The following is an 8,601-nucleotide window of genomic DNA, read 5'->3' on the forward strand; positions in this document are numbered from 1 at the left end:
TGAGACAGACTCCCATGATGGCTGCGTCCTCACCCACAGAGGGATGCATCTTTTGGAAGATACTGTATAAAAAGTCCTTCAGTCTCGCTTTGTTTTGGAAAAAAACTCTTGACGCGGTAGCTGATTGCTCAAAGCACTGCTTTGAGGTTGCGGATAGGACTTGCGAAGCAAGTCTCAACTTTGTTCGTCTTTTAGACTCCAAAAAGCTCCTACATTGAGGAAAACTCTGTTTTCCTTATCCCCAACCTCTCACAGTCCCCCGGACTGTGAGAGCCTCGCGGGCTGGGAGTGAAAAGGTCTGGGAGACCTTTTCAGCCTGAGCTTAGAAACAAAAGAGTGAAGGGAACTAAATTTTTTCAAAATTTCTGTCCCACCGCCTTTCTTTTGCTTCTTATTTTTACGGCAATTGCAGACGCAGGTTTTCCAAGTCTTCCAGCTGGTGACGGTCCCGGTAGGGATTGAGATGGGCCTTGGCTATGTCATAGTAGCTGTCAAAATGCTGCGGCAGCAAATCTTCAAAGTCCGCCTGCTCAATACTGCCCATCAGCTGCCGGTGCTTGAGCAGAGCCATCAGATAGTAAATCATGCCCTTGTCCCGCGGATTGGCATAGCGGGCTATCAGCTGCTCTTTCTTATGCAGCAGGTCCAGCACCGGCTGGTAATCCTCCTTGGCGCAGTCGATCAGAGCCAAGTAAACTTCCAGCTGGGCTTCCTTCCAAGGAAAAGACAGGGAGGCCAGCTCTTTTTTGGCCCGGAGGAAAATCTGCTCTGCCTGCTCATAGTCCCCCAAAAAATAATAGCTAATCCCCAGCCCGATGTAAAAGACAATCAGCGAGGGTTCGGCCGTTTTATTTTCCGTCAGCCCAATAGCCTCCTTCTGATGGGCCAGAGCCGCTTGAAAATCCCCTCTGACCTGCTCGATTTCCGCCAGATAGTCCAAGGCTGCCGCAATCTGAATGGAATACTTGGAGCGCAGCGACGGTGTCAGGCTGAAACAGTCAATGGACTGGCAGAGGTGGTGAGCCGCCTTCTCCTCCTCCCCCACCATGAGATGATAGAGTCCCTTCAGCCGAAGATTGACAGCAATCGCCTCATGGTTATTGGCCTGCACGGAAGCATCCAGAGCCAGCTCGGTATAGTAGCGCATCTCCGGGATATTTTCCGTCTGGATACAGTAGTAAATGACCTGCCGGTAGCCCTCCAGGAGAAATTCCAGCTGGTTCAGCTCCTTGGCTGCCGAAATAACCCGCTGGATATTGTCCATTCCCTGCCGGTAGTGGCCCCGCCGGATGGAATAACGGCCCTCCAAATAGAGAAAACGCAGGACCAGCAGCTGAAAATCCCGGTGCTGCTGGTGTTTGCCCTCCAAGTCTCCAATCCTCCGGCGGATGCGGTCAAACTGCTCCAAGACCGCCGACTGATTGGCATCATCCATCTTTTCAATAAAGCCGAATTCCCGTGAATAAATCGGAAAAAGCTCATGATGGAACTGCAGGGTCGCATCCAGATAATGGAGCTCATATTCCAGCGACTTGATAGCCTGCTTGGACATTTTATAATGATAGGCAATTTCACGAAAGAGCTGGGCATGGTAGAGCGAGCCCTCCAGCAGGGCTTCCATGCCCTGAGCGATTTGGTTGTGCAGGATGCGCCTTTTGGCCAGAGACAGCCGATCATAAGCATAGAGCTGCAAGATTTGCTGGCTGAACTGCAGGACCAGCTCCTCCCCGTCATAGTCCTCCCGCAAAAGGTGCTTCTGCTCCAGCTCCTCCGTAATTTCCACCATTTCCTCCAAGGGCAGGGCCATGAGCTTGGTCAGGACTGACAGGGCTGCAGACCCTCTGAAGCAGGCCAGATAATGGAGCAGCTCCTCCTCCCGGCTGCTGATCTGATCCATTTTCAAGGACAGCTTGGCCTTAATCGCTGGGGTCAGAGGGTGAAACTTCTCTCCGTCAAGCAGCTCCTGAGCATACTCGGACAGAAAGAAAGGAATCCCCTGACTAATCTGATAGATCTGGTCTGCCTCCTGCTCAGAAACGGTCAGCGTCCCAAGCTGGGCCTGCAGATACGCTGCACTCTCTGTCTGACTCAGAGGCTGCAGGTCGATAAAGTCCAGCTTGCCGCGAACCAGCAGATGATTGAGAAAATGCTCCAAGTAAGGAGGAGTATTCAAATGCTTGGTCAGGACAAAGGCTACCGGATAGTCACTCAGATGATTGATGACCTGCTCCAAAACCGCCACACTGGCACTGTCCAGCCAATGACAGTCCTCTATCAGCACAACCAGGGCCTTTTTCTTGGAAATCTTCTGCAGAATATCCACCACAAACTGGGCCAGCCGGCTGCTGTCAATAGCCTCACCCGCAAGCTGCTCTTCTAAGATGGGAAAATAGGTTTCCAAAATGACCTGCCACTGGCTGATAGAAAGAATCTGGTGCTGAATGACCAGGTCTCCCAGACCGTCCAAGAGACCGCGCCAGGGCTGCAGCTCTGCCGTCATTTCCTCCCTGAAACACTCTGCCATGACAATCTGAAAATACTTGGTCTGATTGGCCAGCACCTGCCGGGTCACCGTCCGCTTGCCGATACCGGTCCCGCCGACCAGCACCAGAGCACGCGCCTCCTGCCCCTCCAAAATCTTAGAAAAATACGATTCCAGCCGCTTGATCTCATCCACCCGGCCAAAGAAATGGTCGGTATTGCGCAGAAACTGCTTGGTCTTGCGCTCATTGCGGTCCTTGGCCACCACCTCATGGTAAATCTGCTGGATATGCTCATTGGGACTGATGCCCAGCTCCTTGTCCAAGAGATTGACCAGCTTATAGTAAGTCTCGATGACCTTGCCCGGCCGGTTGTTGTCCTGATAGAGCTTCATCAGCAGCTGGTAGTTTTTTTCGTCAAATTCATCGATACGGATGAGGCGGTGCAGATTGCTTTCGGCCTCTTCCAGATCCAGCCGGTCCTTCTCCTCCTCCAGTCTTTGATAGCAGGCCTTGATATAGAGCTGCTCAAACTCCGTCCGCATCTTGGACACCCAGAAATCAAAAGCTTCGCTGTCCTTGAGATAAAAGCCCTGCAGAAAATCTCCTCCATAAAGCGACAGATGCTCCGCCGGCTGCTGAGAAAATAAGGCCGCGTCGCTTTCCAGAGAAAACTTGGGATTAAGGGAGAGCACCGTCCGATTGGGCGCAATAATCCAGTCCCCACCCAGCAGCTTATTGGCCTGATAGATGGTATTGCGCAGGTTCTTTTTCGCCGTCTGGTTGTCCTTATTTTCCCAAAGGATTCCGGCGATTTCCTCCCGATTGACCGTCCCTTTGATATGCAGATAGTAGAGCAGAGCATTGATTTTGGCAAAAGGGAAAAAATTTCTTCCTGATTGAGAAAGACACTGGGACTTCCCAATAATTTTAATGTGAGCAGGTTCTTCGTCATGCAAACGCCTCCAAGAAAGCTTATAAAACTAATATAAACAAAAAAAGACATTTTAGCAAGTAAAATATTTGACTACCCCAACATTCCGGTCCCCAGATTAGCTTCTTTTAGGCTTTTTCTGCTATACTAAGATAAAAATAAATTTTAGAAAGTGATTTATGAAGAAACAGATTATCCTTTTACTCTTTCTCGTTCTGGCCGCTGTCGGCCTAGACTATGAAACGCAGGCCTATACTTACGGCAGCATGTCCGGGACTTCCTACGGCATCGTCGGTCTGGCCGCTCTTTTGGCCCTGCTCTATATCATCCCGGCTCTCTTGACCATCCGCTATCTGGGCAGGAAATGGCAGACACCGCCGCAGAGTCTGGCGATTGCCCTGCTGGGCGGGCTCTTTATCGCTGGCTGGACCTCTGGCTTGGCCAATACCTATATCCATGAGTGGGTCAGCGCAAACTTCCCCAACACTCTGATCAGCGACCTGGAAAATGCACTTGCGGCTCCGCTGGTCGAAGAACCGCTCAAGCTGCTGGCAGTGGGCTTCGCCCTCTATCTGGCGCCGGTCAAGCAGTTCAAATCCATCCTGCTTGTCGGTATCACAGCAGGCATGGGCTTTCAGATCAGCGAGGACTTCTCCTATATCCTCTCCGATCTGCCCCAAGGTTTTTCCTATACCATATCGGGTATTCTGGGCCGCATCACTGGCGGCATCGCCTCTCACTGGCTCTACACCGGCCTGACTGCTCTGGGCCTGGCCCTCATGCTGCGCTATGCCAAGACCCAGAAAACCTACTTCCGAGCTGGTCTCTTCTACTTCCTAGCGGCCTTCGTCCTCCACTTCCTCTGGAACTCTCCGCTGACCGCTATCGAAACGGATATCCCCATCATCACACCTGCCATGACCGCTCTGGCTGTCTACCTCTTTTATCAAGCCTGCCGGACAATTCGTAAGATGGAGCGGGACGAATGGGAAGGGGAACACTAAAAAACGACCGCGAGGGTCGTTTTTTAATCTGAATGGCTGTCTGATTAGATATATGGTTATGCTGAGATTTATTTATAATGCTCGCTTTCGTACCATAAAGCATAAAGAGGATTAATTTTTTGCAGCAGTTCCTTTCCCTATCTGCACCTCTTCTCCTGTGTCTCCCCAACTAATCGACTAACTTTATCAAATTCGTTTCTTTCGATTCATCTTTCTATTGCATCCGCATTTTTTCATCAATCGCTTGTGAAGAAACAATCTCAATGATAATTTTTAAAATTTGATAAGCCGCTTCGTCATCAGTTAGATTAGAAATCTCTGATGTCATTTTACCTCTTTCTGTAAAAATAGATTCCAAATTCTTCTAATTATATATTTCCAATTTCGGAAATTAGGTCTTCAATTTTATTTCTTAATACTGTTAACAAAACATCATTCCCTTTTTATTTTACGTAAGTAGCCGCCTTTTTCTAATTCAGCAATTGGTAAATCTGTCATTAATTGAATCCCCATACCAGGTTCATCAAACCAAGGCGCAACCAATCCTTCTTTGACTGGTATTTTCTTTAGTGCAATATAATCTGAAGTCGGTTGTAGTTTCATAAAAGGAGGCAAAGCCTTTTCACCAAATGTTGCTCCTGCAGGAGAGAAATACCTTCCTGTTGGATTAGAACCAATCCTATTTATTCTGGTTCCTGGCAATATAACGGATTCTTTGTATTCACCATTCAAAAATCCATCTTTATGTATACTTCCATCAACCTTGCCCAAAGCACTTTCGGAAGTTCCTGGATAAATGGTGCCGCCTGTTAACTGATTAATGTAATCTGGATTATCGTAAACTTTTTTATTTGATAGATAATGCTCAGCTTCTGGCAGTTGATACCACTGGGTTAACTTGGCTCTATCAGCCGGCTCTATTCCTGCATTTGCTAAACGATGCCATAGATTAACACGATTTATATCAATCCGCTTTTCATTGCCAATATGAGCATAAAATTTGGAAGCTCTTCGGCCTTCTGCGCTAGCTGCAAGATTACTTAAAACATTATTTTCTACCTTATTTAAGACTTGGTCAGATTTAGAGACAGCAGTGCGGGCTGCACTACCTACACCATTTTTTGCAATTTTCCCAGCCAGAGATGCTTTCGACGCTAGTAAGGCAAGCCCAGCCGTTTCCAAGTTGGTTTTATGCTGCTCTTTTTGAGCTGAGCCGTCTCCGGTCATGAAATTTGAAAAAGTGTTATATACTAGGCGACCTAGAGACAATTGTTCTGCAAGCTTCGATACAAATTTATCTGCTCCCAATAACATCTCTGGAACAGAGGTTGAATCCCATTTATTAATAATCCCTTGCCACATAGCAGCATCTCGATTATAAATATCGTTCAATTCATCTTTAGATAGATTAATTAACCCAGTATCATGGGCCATTTCTTTCATACCGTCAAAGATTAAATCAACCAAAGGGGCTAACCCAGTAACAGTATCATTATAATATTCCTTAAAGGCTTCTTTTCCAGTTTCATGATTAATTTTAAATCTTTTTTCAAATGCATCTAGACTAAAATCTGTTGGCGATATCTTTGCTTCGGCTAAATATTTATTGGAAGCGCTAGGATCTGCAAAAAGATATTTATTAACAAACTGACTTACCGCTCCCGGTTTAACTTCATTCTCAGGCTCAGGGACTGAACCTGCTTTTGGAATCGGCCGATTCTTAACAGCTTGCAAAGCATCTTTGATACTTACGTTGCTGTAACGATTTAGTTTAGCAGGTGCGCTCAAGTTTTCCCAGCCTTGAGCAATTTTTTGACTCTTACTTTGATTGACCGGTGACGTATGCTCCCTCATAAAGTTCTTCCAACGAGAGACTTCGTCAGGTGTTTGTGTTTGCTGAGCTACCTGCCTTGCTTGAAAAGCCCTGTTCTGCCTTTCCTGAGCTTGAGCCAAGGCCTTGGCTTCTTCCTGAGCCTGCCGGAAGGTATCGATTTTATTTTCCGCTGACTGGATTTTATTAAACCCTTTGGCCAGAGCGCTGATTTCTTCTGGTGTGTAGTCAGACAAATCTACATTAACCTTATCACCAGGGGTTAGATTGATGCGATTTTGTTTGCTATTGACGTTTAGCTTGTCCTGCCCATATAAATCCTGAAGGGCCAGCATAGAAGCCGCCGCTGCCTTTTCCTTATCATCTGGATAATGGAGATTGCCGATTTTGGCTAAACTATCGCCTTTTTTAATCTGATAGTCGTTGCTTGCAGGTTGGTCGAAAAGAGACTGCTCCTCTCGATAGCTTGCAAGATCCAGTAAATCTTGATAGTCCGAAGTGGGCTGACCTTGGCTATCCGTTAAAGTTGACTGGCCATAAGGCGCGAAATCAAAGTTTTCCTCATCGCTGGATGAAGCGAAGCTCGGGCTGTTCTTTAAAGCTGAATGTGCATCAGTGGAATTTTCAGAAACATCCAAGCCGTAACCATAGTCTTTCAAAGCCTGAACGAACTGCTCTCTCTGCCCTTCTGACAAGGAGTCCAAAGCGGCTTCAACCTCTGGCGAAACAGCTACATCGTAGCGGCGGCTGCCTGTGCTGTCATTCTGACTTTCACCGTTTGCAGAGCCTAATGCGGTTTCAGTAAAATCTACCGCATCCCAAACATCTGCCGCTGACTGCTCTGTTTCGGTATCAGTAGTTTTCAAAGAAGCTGCTGTCCCGTTCGCAGCCAGACCGTCTGAAGCTGCAGCATTGTCTTGAGCAGCAATCGCCTGATAGTCTGCTGCATCTGTCAAACTGTCAGAAACGGATACTGGACTGCTGATTGGCTGGTAATCGCCTGCACTTACACTGTCGGCATTGTCTGTTACTGATGGGGCGCTAATCGGCTGATAGTCACTCGAACTAACATTGCTGACACTCTCGCTCACCGATGGACTGCTGATTGGCTGGTAATCGCCTGCACTTACACTGTCGGCATTGTCTGTTACTGATGGGGCACTGATTGGCTGATAGTCACTCGAACTAACATTGCCGACACTCTCGCTCACCGATGGACTGCTAATCGGCTGGTAATCGCTTGAGCTAAAACTGCTGACACTCTCGCTCACCGATGGACTGCTGATTGGCTGGTAGTCGCCTGCACTTACACTGTCGGCATTGTCTGTTACTGATGGGGCGCTAATCGGCTGATAGTCGCTTGAGCTAAAACTGCTGAAACTGTCACTGACCGATGGGCTGCTAATCGGCTGGTAATCAGCACTGGAGAAGCCACTGTCAAAGCTGGACGAACTCGACCAGCCGTCGCTGGAAAAGCTTGAACCACCGAAATCTCCGCCAAATCCCCAAGCTTTAACGGTATGAGGGTGAAATGTTACAGCACCAAGCGCCAAAGCGGAAATTAAAACCAATTTATGAACAATTTTTTTCATAAGATTTCCTTTCTATAACAATGATGACTATAATATAACATATATTTCCGAAGGTTATAATATATTTGGTACAAAGTTATAGTTTTTTAATAAAAGTTAGACTAATTTCATTTTTATTTTGCTATTTTTTAAGACTATTTTAAGCCGCCTGTGCTTGGCACTCAGTCTGCCCAAAACCTCCTCCATCTCTTCTGTTTCAACCTTTTCAGCCCATCCTGCCGCCGCTCTTTCCTTAAAAAACTATTAACATTTTCTTAAACCTAACTTATATCAGCTAGCTTTAAGCCGAGGTCTGTATACTGTCTACAGAATATCTGAGAAAGAGGTACTGATATGGACTACTTAGTCATTCCTGCTTACGAACCGGATCACAATCTGCTTCGTTTAATCAGAAAAGTTAAAAATAAGCATCATTTTCATGTGATTGTCATCAATGACGGCAGTTCTGCCAAGTGCGATCATATTTTCAAAGAGGCTGAACACTATGCAACGGTGCTGCATCACAAGACCAATCAAGGCAAGGGGCAGGCTTTAAAAACGGCCTTCACCTTCATTGAAGCTCTGAAAGTCTACGGTACGGTCGTGACAGCCGATGCAGACGGCCAGCACAAGGTCTGGGATATTTTCCGCGTAGCAGCCAAGGCCGCTGAAAATCCCAATCAGCTGGTGCTGGGGGCACGCGCCTTTACGGGCAAGGTGCCCCTGCGCAGCCGCTTCGGCAACAGCCTGACCCGCACTCTCTTTAAGCTTCAGACAGGGG

At 47.3% G+C, this 8,601-nt stretch carries 3 protein-coding genes and 1 pseudogene; 2 read left to right on the top strand and 2 right to left on the bottom strand.

Annotation, left to right across the window (positions count from 1 at the left end):
• Positions 1 to 397: 397 nt before the first annotated feature.
• Positions 398 to 3,435 (bottom strand): annotated as a pseudogene (locus STRDD11_RS00985) (AAA family ATPase).
• Between the two features lie 158 nt (positions 3,436 to 3,593).
• On the opposite strand from STRDD11_RS00985, the gene STRDD11_RS00990 reads away from it, so the two are divergent.
• Positions 3,594 to 4,418: a PrsW family intramembrane metalloprotease gene (locus STRDD11_RS00990; protein WP_128834485.1), complete on the top strand. Its 825-nt coding sequence runs from the start codon at positions 3,594 to 3,596 to the stop codon at positions 4,416 to 4,418.
• Positions 4,419 to 4,850: 432 nt separating this feature from the next.
• Here STRDD11_RS00990 and STRDD11_RS01000 read toward each other — a convergent pair whose 3' ends face one another.
• On the bottom strand, positions 4,851 to 7,841 hold the full coding sequence (locus STRDD11_RS01000; RefSeq protein WP_128834488.1) for a TNT domain-containing protein: 2,991 nt from the start codon (positions 7,839 to 7,841) through the stop codon (positions 4,851 to 4,853).
• Positions 7,842 to 8,174: 333 nt separating this feature from the next.
• Between STRDD11_RS01000 and STRDD11_RS01005 the strand changes: the two genes are divergently transcribed.
• Positions 8,175 to 8,601: glycosyltransferase family 2 protein (locus STRDD11_RS01005; protein ID WP_164828329.1), on the top strand; the 427-nt coding region annotated here is incomplete at its 3' end.

Origin of the sequence: Streptococcus sp. DD11, assembly GCF_001578865.1 — a bacterium.
In the GTDB taxonomy this organism is placed as follows: Bacteria; Bacillota; Bacilli; order Lactobacillales; family Streptococcaceae; genus Streptococcus; species Streptococcus panodentis.